A 17503-nucleotide genomic window follows, 5' to 3' on the forward strand; every position below is an offset into this window, starting at 1 on the left:
CCTCGACGCCCCTCCTTCCCTTCGTCCGCTATGACGTCAGCCCTCTTCCGGGCCACCGCTCTCCTTGTCGTCGGCTTCGGCGGACTCGTCCGCCTTGACCGTCTGCGCCCCCGGCTGGGGCTCGGCCACGGCCACCCGCGCGGGGCGGATGGTGCGCTCGCCGATCCGGTACCCGGGCTGCAGGATCGCGACGCACGTCGTCTCGGTGACGTCCGGTGCGTAGCTGTGCATCAGGGCTTCGTGGATCGTCGGGTCGAAGGGCTCGCCCTCCTTGCCGAACTGCTGGAGGCCCATCTTGGCCGCCGTGCTCTCCAGCGACTCGGCGACGGACTTGAAGCCGCCGACCAGTTCGCCGTGTTCACGCGCGCGGCCGATGTCGTCGAGCACGGGCAGGAGCTCGGTCAGGAGGTTCGCGATGGCGATCTCCTTGACCGCGATCCGGTCGCGCTCGACCCGGCGGCGGTAGTTCTGGAACTCGGCCTGGAGGCGCTGGAGGTCCGCCGTGCGCTCGCTGAGCGCCGTGCGGGCCTGGTCCAGCTGGGCCACCAGAGCCACGTCCTGGCCCGTGTCCCCGGCCGGGGCCGCCTGCTCCTCCGTCGAGGGGGAGTCGGCGGCCTTCGGCTCGGCGTCATCGGAGGTGGCGCCGGAAGGGACGTCGGGCTGCTGCTCGTCGAAGCCCGGGGTCTCCTCCGTCACGCGGCACCGTCCTTCCGCTCGTCGTCCACGATCTCGGCGTCCACGACGTCGTCGTCGGCCTTGGCGTCACCGGCACCGGCACCCGCGCCGGCTCCGGCGGAGTCGCCGCCGGCGGCCTGCGCGGCGTTCGCGTCGGCGTACATGGCCTGGCCGAGCTTCTGCGAGACGGCCGCGACCTTCTCCGTGGCGGTGCGGATCTCGGCCGTGTCCTCGCCCTTGAGCTTCTCCTTCAGCTCGGCGACGGCTTCCTCGACCTCGGTCTTGATCTCACCGGGGACCTTGTCCTCGTTGTCCTTGAGGAACTTCTCCGTCTGGTAGACGAGCTGCTCGCCCTGGTTGCGGGACTCGGCGGCCTCGCGGCGCTTGTGGTCCTCCTCCGCGTACTGCTCGGCCTCCTGGCGCATGCGGTCGACCTCGTCCTTCGGCAGCGAGGAGCCGCCGGTGACGGTCATCTTCTGCTCCTTGCCCGTGCCCAGGTCCTTCGCGGTCACGTGCATGATGCCGTTGGCGTCGATGTCGAAGGAGACCTCGATCTGCGGGACGCCGCGCGGCGCCGGGGGCAGACCGGTCAGCTCGAACATCCCGAGCTTCTTGTTGTACGCCGCGATCTCGCGCTCGCCCTGGTAGACCTGGATCTGCACGGACGGCTGGTTGTCCTCGGCCGTCGTGAAGATCTCGGACCGCTTGGTCGGGATCGTGGTGTTGCGCTCGATGAGCTTGGTCATGATGCCGCCCTTGGTCTCGATACCGAGGGACAGCGGGGTGACGTCGAGGAGCAGGACGTCCTTGACCTCGCCCTTGAGGACACCGGCCTGCAGGGCGGCGCCGATGGCGACGACCTCGTCCGGGTTCACGCCCTTGTTGGCGTCCTTGCCGCCGGTCAGCTCCTTGACGAGCTCGGCGACGGCGGGCATACGGGTCGAGCCGCCGACCAGGACGACGTGGTCGATCTCGCTGATGGAGATGCCGGCGTCCTTGATGACGTTGTGGAACGGCGTCTTGCAGCGCTCCAGGAGGTCCGCGGTCAGCTGCTGGAACTGGGCGCGGGTGAGCTTCTCGTCGAGGTGCAGGGGGCCCTCGGCGGAGGCGGTGATGTAGGGCAGGTTGATCGAGGTCTCGGTGGACGAGGACAGCTCGATCTTCGCCTTCTCGGCGGCCTCGCGCAGACGCTGCAGGGCCATCTTGTCCTTGCCCAGGTCCACGCCGTGGCCGGACTGGAACTGCTGGACCAGGTAGTCGACGATGCGCTGGTCCCAGTCGTCACCACCGAGGTGGTTGTCACCGTTGGTGGCCTTCACCTCGACGACACCGTCGCCGATCTCCAGCAGCGAGACGTCGAACGTACCGCCACCGAGGTCGAAGACCAGGATGGTCTGGTCGTCCTTGTCGAGGCCGTACGCCAGCGCGGCCGCGGTGGGCTCGTTGACGATGCGCAGCACGTTCAGACCGGCGATCTCGCCGGCCTCCTTCGTGGCCTGGCGCTCGGAGTCGTTGAAGTACGCCGGGACGGTGATGACCGCGTCGGTCACCTTCTCGCCCAGGTAGGACTCGGCGTCCCGCTTCAGCTTCTGGAGCACGAAGGCGCTGATCTGCTGCGGGTTGAAGGGCTTCCCGTCCAGCTCGATCTTCCAGTCGGTGCCCATGTGCCGCTTGACCGAGCGAATGGTCCGGTCCACGTTGGTGACCGCCTGACGCTTGGCCACCTCTCCGACGAGCACCTCACCGTTCTTGGCGAAGGCGACGACGGACGGCGTGGTCCTGGCGCCCTCGGCGTTGGTGATGACGGTGGGCTCGCCGCCCTCCAGAACGCTGACGACGGAGTTAGTCGTGCCCAGGTCGATGCCGACCGCACGTGCCATGGTTGATTCCTCCAGCTGACTTGAGTGGAACGGACTCAAGTGTGCACGACGGCTCCCAACCGGTCAACAGAGCTGAGTCGACCGGGCTCAACTCTTATCCGTTCCTTACGCGCAACGGCGCTCTGACCTGCGGCGATACGGTGTGTCGATCGGCGTACACGGGGACACACAAAAGGGCGAACACGACCAGGAGAGCCCCTCCCGCCACCCACCACAGGGCGTCACCCCCGACCCGGCCGATGTGCGCGAGTACCCCGACGAGCGCCGCGGAGAACGCGCCGGTCCCCAGCAGCAGAGCCGCTCCCGGCGCGGTCAGCCCGATCCGCCGCAGCCGGTGCGTGAGATGATCCGGCCCGCTGCGGACGACGGGCCGCCCGCCCAACCGCCGCGAGAGCAGGACGAGTACGGCATCGGCGCCCACCACCGCGGTCAGCGCGAACAGCACCCCGGCGCTCTCCCCGACGCCGAACCCGGCACGGACGTGCACGGCACTCACGGCGATCACGAACCCCGCGGACATGGACCCGCAACTTCCCAGCGCCACGCGCGCGGGGTGCCAGTTGTGCAGCAGGAACCCGGTCAGCGCGGCGGCCAGCACGCTCATCAGCACCGCGATCCCGTCCATCACGTCGACGGCGGCGCAGGCCGCCACCCCGAACGCCGCGACGACCCCGGCCGTCCCCGCGAGCCCGTCGGCATGGTCGAGCCCCCGGAACCCGAAGGTCACCCCCACGACCCATACGGCCCCCAGCAGCCCGGTCCCCACGCCCGCCTCCGCGTACGGCACGACACACGCGGCCGCCACAGCCGTACCGGCGACCAGCACCCGCCGCCGCAGCCGCCACACGTCGTCGATCAGCCCGAGCAGGGCGACCACGCCGCCGGCGACGAGCAGCCCGCCGATCCCGCTTCCGGCCGACGCCCCGTCCTTCAGGGCGACGACCGACCCGGTGACGGCCACCACCGCCACGCCCCCGGACAACGGCACCTCCCGCTGCCGTCGCCGGTCGAGGACGCGCAGGCGCAGGACGGGGACCCGGAGGAGGGCCGCGAGCAGGGCGGTGAGGAGAAGGGCGGTGGCGGCGGCGACGATCCCGTAGAGCACGGATATAAGTTAGGCGTCACTATGACAATTCGGTATGAATAACACGACGAGATCACGACCGGATCGGGGGCATTTTCTGAGGCAACCCTGAGCGATTCAGATCACTGCCCACCCGGCTACAGTGCGGCGGAAGATAGGGGTAGTCTCAGACGGACTGCATAAGTTACCGCTTAGTAATCTCGGGGAACCCTCGATAACGACAGGTTCCCCCGACAGACCCTCGCAGGCCCGAGGAGCCCCCATGCAACTCGCCGCGATCATCGTGTCGCTGGTCTTGACCGTGGTCGGCGTCGCGCTGCTCGCACGCGCGATCGGCCAGTTCGTCCGGTACTTCAAGCTGGGCCAGCCCGTGCCCGCCGGTACCCGGACCGACAACCCCTACCAGCGCAGCGTGACGCTGGTGAAGGAGTTCCTCGGCCACACGCGCATGAACCGGTGGGGCATCGTCGGTGTCGCCCACTGGTTCGTGGCGATCGGCTTCCTGACGCTGCCGCCGACGATCATCACCGCGTACGGCCAGCTGTTCCAGGCCGACTGGACGCTGCCGGTGCTCGGCGGCTTCCTCCCGTACGAGCTCTACATCGAGTTCATCGCCGCGATGACCACCCTCGGCATCGCGACCCTCATGGTCATCCGCCTGCTGAACCTGCCGTCGCGCCCGGGCCGCAAGTCCCGCTTCGCCGGCTCGAAGATGGGCCAGGCGTACTTCGTCGAGTACGTCATCCTCACGATCGGCCTGGCGATCTACGTACTGCGGGGCCTGGAGGGCGCACTGCACCACGTGGAGGGCTATGAGGCGGCGTACTTCGCCTCGTACCCGCTGGTCCTGGCCTTCAAGGGCCTGAGCGTGGCGGCGCTGCAGAACCTGGTCTACTTCTTCGCGATGATCAAGCTGGGCACGACCATGATCTGGATGATCACGGTCAGCCTGAACACCAACATGGGTGTCGCCTGGCACCGCTTCCTGGCGTTCCCGAACATCTGGTTCAAGCGCGAGGCGACGGGCGGGACGGCACTGGGCGCGCTCCAGCCCATGACCTCCGGCGGCGAGCCGATCGACTTCACCGACCCGGGTGAGGACGACGTCTTCGGCGTCTCCCAGGTCGAGCAGTTCTCCTGGAAGGGTCTGCTCGACTTCTCCACCTGCACCGAGTGCGGCCGCTGCCAGTCGCAGTGCCCGGCGTGGAACACGGGCAAGCCCCTCTCCCCCAAGCTGCTGATCATGTCGCTGCGCGACCACGCGCACGCCAAGGCGCCGTACCTGCTGGCCGGCGGCGGCAAGACGATGGAGGGCGAGGAGAAGGCGTCCGAGGAGCAGCTGAAGGACGTGCCCGCGGCGGCTCTCGCCGAGGCCGAGCGCCCGCTGATCGGCACGGCCGAGGACAACGGCGTCATCGACCCGGACGTCCTGTGGTCCTGCACCACCTGCGGTGCCTGTGTCGAGCAGTGCCCGGTGGACATCGAGCACGTCGACCACATCGTCGACATGCGCCGCTACCAGGTGATGATCGAGTCCGCGTTCCCGTCCGAGGCGGGCACGATGCTCAAGAACCTGGAGAAGAAGGGCAACCCCTGGGGCCTGGCGAAGAAGCAGCGCCTGGAGTGGCTCAAGGAGGTCGACTTCGAGGTCCCGGTCGTCGGCAAGGACATCGAGGACCTGTCCGAGGTCGAGTACCTGTACTGGGTCGGCTGCGCCGGCGCCCTGGAGGACCGCGCGAAGAAGACCACGAAGGCCTTCGCGGAGCTCCTGCACATCGCGGGCGTCAAGTTCGCCATCATGGGCGGCGACGAGAAGTGCACCGGCGACTCCGCCCGCCGCCTGGGTAACGAGCCCCTGTTCCAGGAGCTCGGCATGGAGAACGTCATGGCGCTGAACATGGCGTTCGGCGAGGAGATGGACGACGAGGGCAAGGTGACGCCCGAGTCCGCGAAGCCCAAGTCGGCGAAGAAGATCGTCGCGACCTGCCCGCACTGCCTCAACACGCTCGGCAACGAGTACCCGCAGCTCGGCGGCGACTACGAGGTCATCCACCACACGCAGCTGCTCCAGCACCTGGTGGACGAGGGCAAGCTCATTCCGGTGACCCCGGTCGAGGGCATCATCACGTACCACGACCCCTGCTACCTGGGCCGCCACAACAAGATCTACACGCCCCCGCGCGAGATCATCGCCAGCGTCCCCGGCATCCGCAACGAGGAGATGCACCGCCACAAGGAGCGGGGCTTCTGCTGTGGCGCGGGCGGTGCGCGGATGTGGATGGAAGAGCGCATCGGCAAGCGCATCAACAACGAGCGGGTGGACGAGGCGCTGTCCCTGAACCCCGACATCGTGTCGACGGCGTGCCCCTTCTGCCTCGTCATGCTGACCGACTCGGTCAACGGCAAGAAGAACGACGGCAAGGCGAAGGAGTCCATCACGGTCGTGGACGTCGCCCAGCTCCTGCTGGACTCGGTGAAGACGCCGGTCCCCGCGGAGGGCGGGGACGACGACGGCGGCGAGCCGCCGGCGGGGACGTCGGACTCGGAGAACGCGCCGGAGCCGGAGCCGGTGAAGTAGACGGTCACCGCGGGTTGTTGTCGACGCCCCCTGTCCGAGTTGTCGGGCGGGGGGCGTCGGTGCTTCCTACCGTTCACAGGCCCGTAGGACTCACGCTGTTGTACCTGTGTCAGGCGCATTCACAGTGTGGCTGGAGCAGGATGCCGAAGGCGAAGGGCAAGGGCAGGTCGCGGGTCTGGCGGCAGTCGGCGTGCAGGTCGTGGTAGCTGGGGCGGGTGGCGAGGGTGCACTCGGGGGACAAGGGCGCTTCTGACGCCGCGGCACTCATCGGCAGGACCGCTCCTTATTGCCGCATGGCCTCGCCCGCCGGCTCTCGGCGATGCGAAGTGGTCACGAAGGGCTTCGGTCAGGCGCTCGGCCAGGCTAACTGGACCTCTTCTGCGATGTCGGCCAGGCGAGACACACGTCCACCGTCGCCGTCCGTGATCAGGAAGCACGGCTTGGCCTCCGGGCCCGTCCATGGCAAGAGACGGAGCCTGCGGCGTGGATGGGCGCTCTCGGGTTCTGCCGCATCGTCCTCTGTTGTCATAGGGCCCCCACCACCCTGTGGAGCCAGTAAGGCCTGCTGCTGGCGACCGCGTAGCGAGCCAAGCCGGTTCATGACGCCGTTGCCACTGCTCCTGAGCGACGAGGTAGGGACGCACGGCCACCGTGGAGGAGCCGTCGATACGCGTGTCCAAGCCGTACGGGCTGCGATGAGCGGGCAGAGGAGCGGGGGCAGGGGACGCCGGAACGGCATACGAAGGCAGCGAACGGGTGGGCATCCGGTCGACGCCCCGCCATCCGCCTCCTGGCGGCCGACATGGCCGCCCGTGACCACCGACGTACGCTGCCGGAACTGCACCGCTTCAGCCACCGACTGGGAGTCCCCGCGTGACCGAGTCCACCGTGCAGGGAAAAAGCCCTTCCTGTACGTCGTCGTGTGCGCGGCCGGAGTCGCCGGCGGTGTCGGCGAACTGATTACGCAGGCACAGGAACGGCACCGAGACGTGGGCGTCATCGCTACTCCTCATGGCCTCGGCTTCCTGGACACCGAGGCGATCGAAACCCAGACCGGCTACCCGATCCGCTCCGCCTGGCGCACACCCGGCGAAACCCGCCCGCTGCCACCCGCCGACGCCATCGCGGTCGCCCCGGCGACCTTCAACACGATCAACAAGTGGGCGGCGGGCATCTCGGACACTCTCGCCCTGGGAATCCTGTGCGAGGCATACGGCATGGGCATCCCCACAGCCGCACTCCCCTACCTGAACAGGGCCCAGGCTGCGCACCCCGCCTACCACCGGAGCCTGGAACGACTGCGAGAGATGGGCGTCCTGATCGGCTCCTACGAGCCCCACCGCCCCAAGGCCGGCGGAGGCGCAGATCGATTCCGTTGGAGGGAGGCAATCGACCTATTGGAGCCAAGGCCTACTGACCGTTTCAGAATGAGTTGAGCTGTGCGTCTTGTGTTCGACGATCTTGGTCGGCAGGTGTCCGGGGTTCGTGTTGATCTTGTTCCTGACGACCTGTGGGAGCGGGGAGCTCGGCTGTTGCCCCCTGCTCCCGAGCGCTGGACTTGGACGACTGTGCCGTGGACGGCTCGCGCATCCGGGCCCTCAAAGGGGGGGACCTCGTCGGTCCTTCACCGGTCGACCGGGCCTGACCCGGCTCCAAGCACCACCTGATCGTCGATCGGCACGGGACCCCGCTCGCCGTCACACTCACCGACGGCAACCGGCACGACGTCACCCTGCTTCTGCCCCTGCTGAAGGCGGTTCCCCCGATTCAGGGCCTGCGGGGACGCCCTCGACGCAAGCCCCGGCGACTGTAAGCCGACCGGGGCTATGACTTCGACAAGCACCGCCGCCTCCTGTGGAAACGCGGCATCAAACCGCTCGAACTGGCATGCAGCCTCATATGCCTCCGCCGCCTGCGGACCTCGCTGTGAAACGATCAGTCAGTCGCCGAGGACCCGCTCCCACAGCAGCGCGTCCCGCCAGTTCTCGTCGAGGAAGATCGAGGAGTGCGCGACACCGTACGGGCTGAAGCCGTTGCGGCGCAGCACTCGCTGCGACGGCAGATTCTCCAGGTTGGTGGACGCCTCGGCGCGGTGCAACCCGAGTTCGTCCGTCATCACCCGGAGTACGAGCCCGACGCCACGCCCGGCGTGCCCTTGATTCTGGGCGACGCTGGCGATCCAGTATCCGACGGAGCCGCGGCGCAGGTGCGGCTGCGGCAGGATGCCTCCGACGGTGACCTGCCCGATCACCTGGTTGTCGGCGAGTACCACGCCTGGCCAGACCGTGCCGGCCCGGTATCGGGCCAGCAGCCCCTCGATCCGCTCCGCCTGGCCCTCCGGGGTGAAGAAGTCGGCCGGCTGGTCTGGTTCCCACGGCCGGAAAGCCTCGAAGTCCCGCACCCGGTGCGCGGCGATCGGGGCGGCATCGGTGGGCTCTATCAGGCGGATCCTGGTGCTGTTGTGCATGGGCCGATCCTCGTCGCGGTGCGTCGGATGAGACCGGCCAGCCTATGCAAGCCGAAGGAGCCGGCACCTCTGGCCAACCGGTTCATTCTGAAACGATCAGTTACTCAGGGGCTTTGATGGATGGAGACTCGCGTCGGAGCAGGGCACAGCAGGCGACTCGGGCGAGGTCTCAGCGGTCTTGGCCACTTTCACCGTGGTGCCCCACTGTGCGCCCTGTGGTTGCTGGTGCGGGTGCCGGTGCGGGCGATGAGGCCACCGGCGATGCGAGGCGCCGAGGCTGATGACGTCGGGCGAGCCACAGCACGAGCGCGGCGTAGAGCAGGGTCGTTGCCACGTCCGCGAGGGCGAGTTGCCAGGGTGAGTCGGCGGCGGTCTCGTCGGACGACAGCCCGTCGACGACCGCGGCGGCGACGCCGAAGCCCAGCAGGTTGTTCAGGACGTGCAGGGCGACGGCCGCCTCCAGACCCCCGGTACGGATGGTCAGCCACCCGGCGACCACACCGAAGACCAGCAGGCCGAGGAAGCCCCACGTGGTGCCCCAGCCGTGGGCGGCGGCGAACAGCGGGGCCTGCGGGAGCACCGCGAACCACGGAGAACGGACGAAAGCGCCGACCGCCTGCGTCAGCCAGCCCCGGAAGACGTACTCCTCGGCCGCGGCCTGCACCGGGACGAGGACGGCCAGCACGGCCAGGGAGGTGAGGAACGACCGCCAGCCCACCCATGCGCCGAACTCCCCCGAGTCGCTCCCGCTGTCGGGCAGGAGGGCGGCGGTGACCGCCAGCACGGCCACGGGGAGCACCGCGGCGAGCAGACACCGGGCCAGCCAGCGCCACCGCAACCGTCCGTCGACCGACGACAGGGTGCCCGGCGGTCGCCGCCCCGGCCACCACACGGCAAGCAGAATCAGGGGCAGGGCGATCGCGATGGACGTCAGGTCCAGGGCCGTGTTGGCAAGCGGCCCGAAGTCATGGCCTCCGTCGGGCAGTTCACGGAGCCCGGCCGCTGCCCCGACGCCGTAGGAGAGGGCGAACAGCACGAGGCTGAGTACAAGGTAGGCACCGAGAAACAGCAGAGTGCCGAGCAGGGGCCGCCACCAGCGGTGACGGCCCGTGCAGTGGCCCATGCGGTGGTAGGCGAGGCCGGTGGGGTGCGGTAACGGCGCTGTCATGATCCCTACTATGCAGTGGATCACCTTGATCAGCACCGTAGTTGGGGCCGTGATCGCCACCGGGTCCGCCATGCTGCTCGAAGCGCGCCGGTGGCGACGGGAGAGTTCGGACCGTGAGACACAGATGCGGCGCGGCGCAACGCACGACCGCCCGTGAGGCGTTCGGCCCCTGCATCGGGATGCGGTACCAGATGACCATCACCGCGCCGTCCCCAGTCGTGGACAGCTCCGAGGACGCCTTCCGCCGGCTGCGGGCCCTCCGCGACCGCGTCATGGAGGGGGTGCTGGCCGATGATCCGGCGTACCTGGAGGGACGCCGGGACTACGACGACGCGCTGGCGAGGCTACGGGTCCAGATGCGGGAGGACCTGCGCGGCAGGGGAGGCGGGGGCGGCAGCGGCGGCAGCGGCGGCAGGGCTTAGACGCGAGTATCGACTGGAGCGGGCAGGCGCAGCCCCCACTTGTCAGTGCCACCGGCTACGTTTCGTACGCGCGGTCGGCTTCCGAGGTGTCCAGCTCTGCAGAGCAGCTGCATCCCCGGACCTGTCGGGGGCGGCCCGGTAACCAGCCCGGGACCCAACCGACGACCGGGCTTCGTCGATGGCCAAGAGGAGACCTGCCAGCGCCGACCGCGCGCCCATCGCTCGTTTCCCACTGGAAGGCGGCGGCAGCGGGCAAGAGGACCATGACGAAGGCCCCGACCCGACCGGCCGGGGCCTCCACCCGCTGTCGCGATACGTCAGCGGCGCACCTTCACGGCCTCCGACGTCGCCCCGCGGAACGACTCCGTCGCCTCGAAGACCGCGCGGAAGTAACCCCGCCGCGCATCGGCGATGTCGGCCGAGAAGGCGTGACCGCCGCTGCCCGACCAGGTCGCCTCCGTCGTGAGCAGGTCCGTCCACTTCGCGCCGTCACGCGAGTACTGGATGTGCACCGGGATGGTGGCGGGCGTCCAGCCGTCGGGGAAGTCCATCAGACCCTCGACGTGCACGCCGCGGTCCTGCGTACGGGTCGCCGAGAACGAGGTGAAGACCGAGGCGCGCAGGACGGTGATCTCGGCGCTGTTCGAGGAGGCGGAGGCGATGAACGGGTCGTCGCTGTGCGACGTCACACGGAAGGTGCCCGTCTCCCACGGTGTGTGGGTGAAGCTGACCTTGCCGTCCTCGCCGGTGGTGAAGTAGCCGACGCTGGCCCAGTGGGTGCCGGAGGAGGCCTCGTAGAGCACGCCACCGCTCTGGCCCTCGAACGGAACCCAGCCCTGCGGGGTCTCGCGCTCCAGCGTCGCCGTGACGGTGACCTCTTGGCCGTAGTCGATCGTCCGGGCCTGAGCCGGGGCCTGGATGGTCCAGCGCGTGGCCACCTGCCGGATGCCGATCCGCGTCGACTCGGACTCGCCGTACAGGACGAACGGGTGAGCCGTGTCGTGCCGGTAGACGGCCTGGACCGGTACCGCGTCGTTCACGGTGACCGTGCCGGAGAAGTGTCCCTCGGCGTCGGTGCGGACGGTGTTCTCCGTCCAGTTGTCCACGTCGAGGTCCACCCGGTGGTCCGCCAAGGGCTTCAGCTCACGGGTCCCCGGCCAGCGTCCCTTCAGCGTGCCGTCGACGCGCACCTGGCGGTGATCGGTGTCGATCTCCGTGCGGTCGGGGCGCACGTCCTCGAACACCGCCGCCACGTAATAGGCGAGAGTGCCCGCGGAGTTGTCGACGGTGTGGTCACCGTCGGCGTCCGTGGTTTCGATGCGCACGGTGTAACTGCCCAGGTCCGGAAGGTCCAGGGGCTGCTTCGTGCGCCACACGCCGTTGTCCGGTGTGCCCGAGGCGAGGTCGAACGCGTCGTTCTCCACGACGGCGACTTCCTGCTGGGTGGCCGCGGAGACGATGTGCGCCTTGATCGCCGTGATGGCGCTGTCTGAGCTGATACCGACTTCCAGCGTGCCGAGGTCGTCCGAGACGCTGTGCGCCCACCGGACGTCAGGAGCCTGGCCCTCCGCGGCGTTCGCCGCCGGAGTGCCGGTCAACAGGAGTGCGACGGTCCCGATGGCGGCCCAGGCCGCCCGAGTTCTGAACAAGGTCCCCCCACAGGGATTGTGTCGAAAGCCGCGCCTTGCGGTCCGTCCGCGTGTCTGCGCGACGGGCGGCGCGTTCGAAAGCCTTTTCTATCGCACGGCTGTGGAAGTGGTCCCATGAGTTTCACGGGGGGTGGTACAGGGGGCGTACGTGGTGGCGTACGGACTTCGCGAGTGCATCCGGCCGCGCCTCGCTTCCTGGAAGCGCGCCGTGCTGGAGATGTGAAGATCAATTTTTCGGACCTTGCTGCGTCGACGCTTCGCACCCCCCGCGCTTGACCTCCGCAACGCGTGCGTGCGGTCCACCGGAGCGGGTCGCGAACCACCTCGTCAGTAGCACTTGACCGGGCGTCATCCCGCAACGCGGCTCATCCCCACGGCGCTTCACAGATATCGAAACAGTAAACAGGGTTCCGTTCAGCGAATTTTTGTTGAACCATGAAGGTCCACAAATGAGGGGGGTTTGTGAAGGTCGCTGGTTGCGCTTCGCGCACGCTCGGGCAGGGGGCCCTGGCAGACCGGTGACGCGCGGTGGTGGTGCCGTTCCCACACCGCTTCTCACGCAGTACCACGCCACGGCCGCCTGCTTCAGGAACGGGCGGCCGTACTTCAGGGTTGAGGAAAACCACCATGCACGTTTGTGTGCTGGGGCAGGGCTATGTCGGCCTGCCCCTGGCCGTGAGGGCCGCCGAGGTCGGGCACACCGTCACCGGCTACGAGCCCGACCGGGCGCGTTGCGCCGCGCTGGCCGCCGGGTCGTCGTACGTCGAGGACATAGGTGACGACCGGCTTCAGGCGGTGCTCGGTTCGGATGCGTATTACGCGAGCTCCGACCCGCAGGACCTCAAGGGGTTCGACGTCGCGGTCATCACCGTCCCCACGCCGCTCACCGACCGCGCCCCGGACCTGAGTTGCGTACGGGACGCCGGTCGCGTGCTCGCCGAGTGGATCGAGCCGGGCGCCACCGTCGTCCTCGAGTCGACGACTCACCCCGGTACCACCCGTGACGTGCTCGTCCCGCTGCTGGAGGAGGGCTCCGGGCTCGTCGCCGGGCGGGACTTCCACGTCGGGTTCAGTCCCGAGCGCATCGACCCGGGCAACGCCGACTGGCGGCTGGAGAACACGCCGAAGATCGTCGCCGGGCTGACCGAGGGCTGTCTGGAGCGTGTGAAGGAGTTCTACGACAGCGTCACCGACGTCACCGTACCCGCCTCCGGGCTCGAAGAGGCCGAGCTGGCCAAGGTGTTCGAGAACACCTACCGGCACGTCAACATCGCCCTGGTCAACGAGCTGTCGCGGATGGCCCACACGTTGGGCGTGGACGTATGGCACACGCTGGAGCTGGCGGCGACCAAGCCGTTCGGGTTCACCAAGTTCCTGCCCGGGCCCGGCGTCGGCGGGCACTGTCTGCCCATCGACCCGGTCTACCTCAGCCATCACGTCAAGGCACGGCACGGTCAGACCTTCCGGCTCATCGAGCTGGCCCAGGACATCAACGAGAGCCAGCCGGACTATGTGGTGCGCCGGCTTCAGGACGCCCTCAGCCGACGCTTCCGGCGGAGCATGCACGGGGCGCGCGTCCTCGCGCTCGGGGCCGCCTACAAGCCGGGCACCTCGGACGCCCGTCAGTCGCCGGCCGTCGAAGTCACCGACCGGCTGCGGGCGATGGGGGCGGACGTCACCGTCGTAGACCCCTATCTGCCGGAGGCGGACGGCGGTTGCCGCGACATCCCCTTCGGCGCGGGCACGGACACCGTCGGCGACTTCGACGCCGTCGTCCTGCTCACCCCGCACGGCGAGTTCGACCTCGACCGGCTCGCCGCCGAGGCCGCCTACGTGCTCGACACCCGCGGCGTCATGGCCGCCGCACCCCACATCGAACGGCTCTAGAGAGCCCTGGAAACCCCTGGAATCCCCGGGAAACCGGGAACCCCGGAAAGAAAGAGGAACAACATGTACGGACAGAACGGTGTGGGCGCCGCGATCGGGACCGCCACCGGCGGAGCCGCCCTGGCCGCCACCGGCGGAACCGCGCTCGGGTGGATCGTGCTGGGAGCCATGCTCCTCGTGATCGGCGGCGTCGCGGTGTTCCGCACGGCGACCCGCGGCAAGCGAGTGACCGCTTGAGCACGTTGCCGGGCCGCGCCTCACGCATGAGGTTCACGGTGGTGACGACCGTGGTGGTGGCGGCTCTGGCCGCTGCCACCGTGGTGGTGCACCTCCAGTCGAAGAGCCCGATCCTGACGTTCTACTGGTGGCTGGGCATGTCGGTGATCGTGCTCTGCCTGGTCTCGTTCCTGAAGGGCCGGTCCTTCACCCACCTCCCGGTCGCTCCGGGCCGGACGGTGGCGATCATCCCGGCCTTCGAGGAGCCCTCGGAGAACCTGCACCGCACGGTGCGGTCGCTGCTGGCGCAGACGCACCCGGTCGACGAGATCCATGTCATCGACGACGGCTCCCGGCAGCACCCCGTGGAACCCTTCGAACACCCCCGGGTCTTCTGGCACCGGCAGGAGAACAAGGGCAAGCGCGGGGCGCAGGTCACCGTGCTGCGGCACCTCCAGGAGCAGCAGAAGCACTTCGACTACGTCCTCACCATCGACTCCGACGGCGAGCCCTTCCCGGACGCGCTCGAACACCAGCTGCGGGCCATGAGCAACCCGCGGATCCAGGCCACCACCGGCATGATCTACATCCGCAACTTCGAGGAGACCTGGGTCTCCCGGGCCGCGGACATCGACATCGGCACCTCCTGCGTGATGATGCGCTCCTCGCGCTCCATGCTCGGAGCCCTGGAGACGACCTCGGGCGCGCTCGCGCTCTACCGGGCCGAGCTGCTCTACGACCACCTGGACGCCTACGAGGTGGAGTGCGGCACGGGCGACGACCGCTGGCTGGCGCTGAGGGCACTCATGCGCGGCGAGGTCGTGGCCGTCAACGAGGCCGGCGTCGTCACCGACATGCCGACGACGCTGAGGAAGACCTACCGGCAGCGGCTGCGCTGGGCCCGGTCCTGGTGGTGGATGCTGCCGTTCGTGTACGCGCGGCTGTCGCTGAAGCAGCTCATATCACCGACCTTCGGGCTGCTCCAGCTCGTCGTCACCCCGGTGATGCTGGCCTGGATCGTCGTCATGACGCTCATGACCCTGGGCGGGCGGTACCACAACCCGGGCATCGCCCTGGTGTACCTGGCCGTGTACCTGGTCGTCCGGTTCGGCCAGTCCGGGCTGTACGTGCTCATGCGGCCGGACATGACGGCTCGCCAGCGGTGGCGCTCCTGGCTCGTCGGCACCCCGACCGCCGTCTTCATGAACATCGTGCTGCTCTGTCCCACCCGCTACTGGGCCCTGTTCAAGCTCCGCGACAACGCCTGGCAGTCGCGCGGCCTGACGGCGAAGACGGCGCTGCCGAAGGGTGGCCGTCACCGTGCCGGTTCCGAGGACCTGCTGAACGCCTGACGGCCTCGTCCGGAAATGGTGGTGGTGTCGCACCGGCCCCGGCCCGACGGGTGGCACCCGGACGCGCCGTTCCACTTGGTCGACGGTGTGGAGGCGGCCGTCGCCAAGGCCAAGGAGCTGACCGGGGAAGACCGTGACGTGGGTGTGGCGGCGGGCGACGTCGGCGGGCAGGCGTTCGCGCTCGGGCTGGTCGACGAGGTGGCGATGGACGTCGTGCCGGTGGTGTTCGGCTCGGGCAAGCGGTACTTCGGGTCGGTCGACGCCCGGCATCTGCTCGAGGACCCGCACATCGTCATCCAGGGCGACCGGGTGCTGCGCCTGCGCTACCGGGTCCGCAAGCAGCCGTGACCACGGGTTCCGGCTGTTCGGCACCCCTCGAGAATTAACCGAACTCACGTACAACCCTTACGTCCCCACACAGGTCTCCTGATCGCCGACCACCCGTGAACGCCCGGACAACTCCCGGCGAACGCGGACAGTCCGGCCCTCCATCGACTGTGGATGCCCGCCAGGCATCCCCGCATGCAGCAGGAGACCTCGCATGCATCAGCACGAGCGCCCCGCCGGGCGCCCGCACGCGCACCCGTTCCGCCGCCCCCGCCTGCGCCTCGCCCTGGCGACCGCCGCCGCGGCCGCCCTCACCGGCACGCTGCTCGCGGCCACGGCCGGTACGGCGACGGCCGCGGACCCGACGCAGGCCCCACGGGCCGACTTCAACCACGACGGCATCGGTGACGTGGCGTTCTCCGCCTCCGGCGCGTACGTGAACGGCAAGAAGGACGCCGGCCAGCTCGTCGTCCTCTATGGCACGAAGACCGGGGTGTCCTCAGCGAAGCGGTCCGCCATCAGCCAGAACACCGCCGGCAACCCGGGCACCGCCGAGAGCGGTGACGTGTTCGGCGCCGACAGCGCCTACGCCGACTTCAACGGCGACGGCTACGACGACCTCGCCGTCTCCTCCCCGCTGGAGGACGTCGGCAGCGACAAGGACGGCGGCGGTGTCGCGGTCCTGTGGGGCTCGGCCCAGGGCATCACCGGCAAGGGCGTCTCGATCGCGGACCCGGCCCCCACCAAGCACGACCGGTGGGGCAGGAACCTCGCCGCCGGAGACTTCGACGGCGACGGCAAGGCGGACCTGGCCGTCGGCACCACCTCCAACGTCGTCTACGTCCACAAGGGCGGCATCAGCGCCTCCGGCACCGCGGTCAAGGGCCGGTACAGCGTCAAGGCACCGATCCAGGCGTCGGGCGACGGGTCCGGCCCGCTCAACCTCACCGCGGGCGACGTCAACGGCGACCACCGCACCGACCTGGTCGTCGACGGCTTCGAGACCGCCACCGGCCAGTACTGGAACGCCAACTACCTCCTCCTCGGCACGGGGTCGGGGCTGTCCGCCGCCGACGCCCGGCCGCTGAAGGCCGGTGTCATCACCGGCATCGGCGACATCAACGGCGACGGCTACGGCGACATCGTCACCGGCATGCACTGGAACCGGACCGACGACGACGGGGTGTCCTTCCCCGAGGCCTCCGACGGCGGCAAGGTGTGGGTCACCTACGGCGCGCCGGCCGGCGTCGGCTCCACCACCGGCATCACCCAGAACACCGGCAACGTCCCCGGCAGCTCGGAGCGCAACGACTACTTCGGCTACGAGCTGGACCTCGGTGACATCAACGGCGACGGCTACCAGGACCTCGTGGTCGGTGTCGCGGGCGAGAACATCGGCTCGGTCGCCGACGCCGGCCAGCTCGTCGTGCTGTACGGCTCGGCCTCGGGCATCGACACCTCCACCGGCACCCAGTCCTTCGCGCAGAGCACCGCGGGCGTCCCCGGCTCGGACGAGAAGGGCGACTTCCTCGGCACCGACGTGAAGCTCGACGACGTCACCGGCGACGGCCGCGCCGACCTGATGGCCGGCTCGTACGAGAACGACGGCAACGGCGCGGTCCTCTACCTGCCGTCCAGCGGCACGAAGATCACCGCGACCGGTTCCCGCACCGTCTCCCCCAGCTCCTCGGGCGTCTCGACGACGGGCTACCCGAACTTCGGCGCGAACTTCGCCGACTGAGCCACCCCGCACCCCCGGGGCCGGGCCTCCCAGGTCCGGCCCCTTCCCACCCGGAGC

At 69.2% G+C, this 17503-nt stretch carries 14 protein-coding genes and 2 pseudogenes; 9 read left to right on the plus strand and 7 right to left on the minus strand.

Features of this window, described 5'->3' with window-relative positions; all coding sequences use genetic code 11:
• Positions 1-36 precede the first annotated feature (36 nt).
• The 3 genes from grpE to MQE23_RS20540 all read right to left on the minus strand — a co-directional run bounded on the left by grpE (position 37) and on the right by MQE23_RS20540 (position 3660).
• On the minus strand, positions 37-696 hold the full coding sequence (gene grpE / locus MQE23_RS20530) for a nucleotide exchange factor GrpE (RefSeq protein WP_020269599.1): 660 nt from the start codon (positions 694-696) through the stop codon (positions 37-39).
• The gene (gene dnaK, locus MQE23_RS20535) at positions 693-2555 is read right to left on the minus strand and encodes a molecular chaperone DnaK (protein WP_020269600.1); all 1863 of its coding nucleotides are present in this window, start codon (positions 2553-2555) and stop codon (positions 693-695) included. Before dnaK ends, grpE begins: the two co-directional genes overlap by 4 nt.
• 94 nt (positions 2556-2649) lie before the next feature.
• Complete coding sequence (locus MQE23_RS20540; RefSeq protein WP_243379789.1) at positions 2650-3660, minus strand: MraY family glycosyltransferase; 1011 nt, start codon at positions 3658-3660, stop codon at positions 2650-2652.
• Positions 3661-3901: 241 nt separating this feature from the next.
• Here MQE23_RS20540 and MQE23_RS20545 point away from each other — a divergent pair, with 241 nt between their 5' ends.
• Entirely contained in the window at positions 3902-6217 is a 2316-nt protein-coding gene (locus MQE23_RS20545) for a (Fe-S)-binding protein (RefSeq protein ID WP_020269602.1), read from the plus strand.
• A 109-nt stretch (positions 6218-6326) separates the two neighbouring features.
• Here the strand turns inward: MQE23_RS20545 and MQE23_RS20550 are convergent, their stop codons facing one another.
• Complete coding sequence (locus tag MQE23_RS20550) at positions 6327-6485, minus strand: hypothetical protein (protein WP_167337984.1); 159 nt, start codon at positions 6483-6485, stop codon at positions 6327-6329.
• Positions 6486-7125: 640 nt separating this feature from the next.
• Between MQE23_RS20550 and MQE23_RS20555 the strand changes: the two genes are divergently transcribed.
• Together MQE23_RS20555 and MQE23_RS20560 are read left to right on the plus strand one after the other, a co-directional pair.
• The gene (locus tag MQE23_RS20555) at positions 7126-7653 is read left to right on the plus strand and encodes a flavoprotein (protein ID WP_243382695.1); all 528 of its coding nucleotides are present in this window, start codon (positions 7126-7128) and stop codon (positions 7651-7653) included.
• A gap of 116 nt (positions 7654-7769) precedes the next feature.
• Positions 7770-8147 (plus strand): annotated as a pseudogene (locus tag MQE23_RS20560) (transposase); the annotation flags it as partial.
• A gap of 9 nt (positions 8148-8156) precedes the next feature.
• Here MQE23_RS20560 and MQE23_RS20565 read toward each other — a convergent pair.
• Positions 8157-8684 (minus strand): GNAT family protein, encoded by a 528-nt coding sequence (locus tag MQE23_RS20565; protein WP_020269605.1) that lies wholly within the window; start codon positions 8682-8684, stop codon positions 8157-8159.
• Between the two features lie 169 nt (positions 8685-8853).
• Positions 8854-9852, minus strand: a complete 999-nt coding sequence (locus MQE23_RS20570) for a type II CAAX endopeptidase family protein (protein WP_243379791.1) — start codon at positions 9850-9852, stop codon at positions 8854-8856.
• A gap of 113 nt (positions 9853-9965) precedes the next feature.
• On the opposite strand from MQE23_RS20570, the gene MQE23_RS20575 reads away from it, so the two are divergent.
• The gene (locus MQE23_RS20575) at positions 9966-10274 is read left to right on the plus strand and encodes a hypothetical protein (protein ID WP_128092445.1); all 309 of its coding nucleotides are present in this window, start codon (positions 9966-9968) and stop codon (positions 10272-10274) included.
• A 317-nt stretch (positions 10275-10591) separates the two neighbouring features.
• Here MQE23_RS20575 and MQE23_RS20580 read toward each other — a convergent pair whose 3' ends face one another.
• Complete coding sequence (locus MQE23_RS20580) at positions 10592-11923, minus strand: hypothetical protein (RefSeq protein ID WP_243379792.1); 1332 nt, start codon at positions 11921-11923, stop codon at positions 10592-10594.
• Positions 11924-12550: 627 nt separating this feature from the next.
• On the opposite strand from MQE23_RS20580, the gene MQE23_RS20585 reads away from it, so the two are divergent.
• The 5 genes and pseudogenes from MQE23_RS20585 (at position 12551) to MQE23_RS20605 (ending at position 17446) form a co-directional block, all read left to right on the plus strand.
• Positions 12551-13810: a nucleotide sugar dehydrogenase gene (locus MQE23_RS20585; protein WP_037666764.1), complete on the plus strand. Its 1260-nt coding sequence runs from the start codon at positions 12551-12553 to the stop codon at positions 13808-13810.
• 63 nt (positions 13811-13873) lie between these two features.
• A complete protein-coding gene (locus MQE23_RS20590) occupies positions 13874-14047 on the plus strand; it encodes a hypothetical protein (RefSeq protein ID WP_020269611.1) in 174 nt (57 codons plus the stop codon).
• 41 nt (positions 14048-14088) lie between these two features.
• Positions 14089-15378, plus strand: coding sequence for a glycosyltransferase (locus MQE23_RS20595; protein WP_243379794.1), 1290 nt, complete (start codon positions 14089-14091; stop codon positions 15376-15378).
• A 15-nt stretch (positions 15379-15393) separates the two neighbouring features.
• Positions 15394-15726: pseudogene (locus tag MQE23_RS20600) on the plus strand (dihydrofolate reductase); the annotation flags it as partial.
• A gap of 193 nt (positions 15727-15919) precedes the next feature.
• Entirely contained in the window at positions 15920-17446 is a 1527-nt protein-coding gene (locus MQE23_RS20605; protein WP_243379796.1) for a VCBS repeat-containing protein, read from the plus strand.
• Positions 17447-17503: the final 57 nt, after the last annotated feature.

Origin of the sequence: Streptomyces sp. HP-A2021, from assembly GCF_022807935.1 — a bacterium.
Classification (GTDB): domain Bacteria; phylum Actinomycetota; class Actinomycetes; order Streptomycetales; family Streptomycetaceae; genus Streptomyces; species Streptomyces afghaniensis.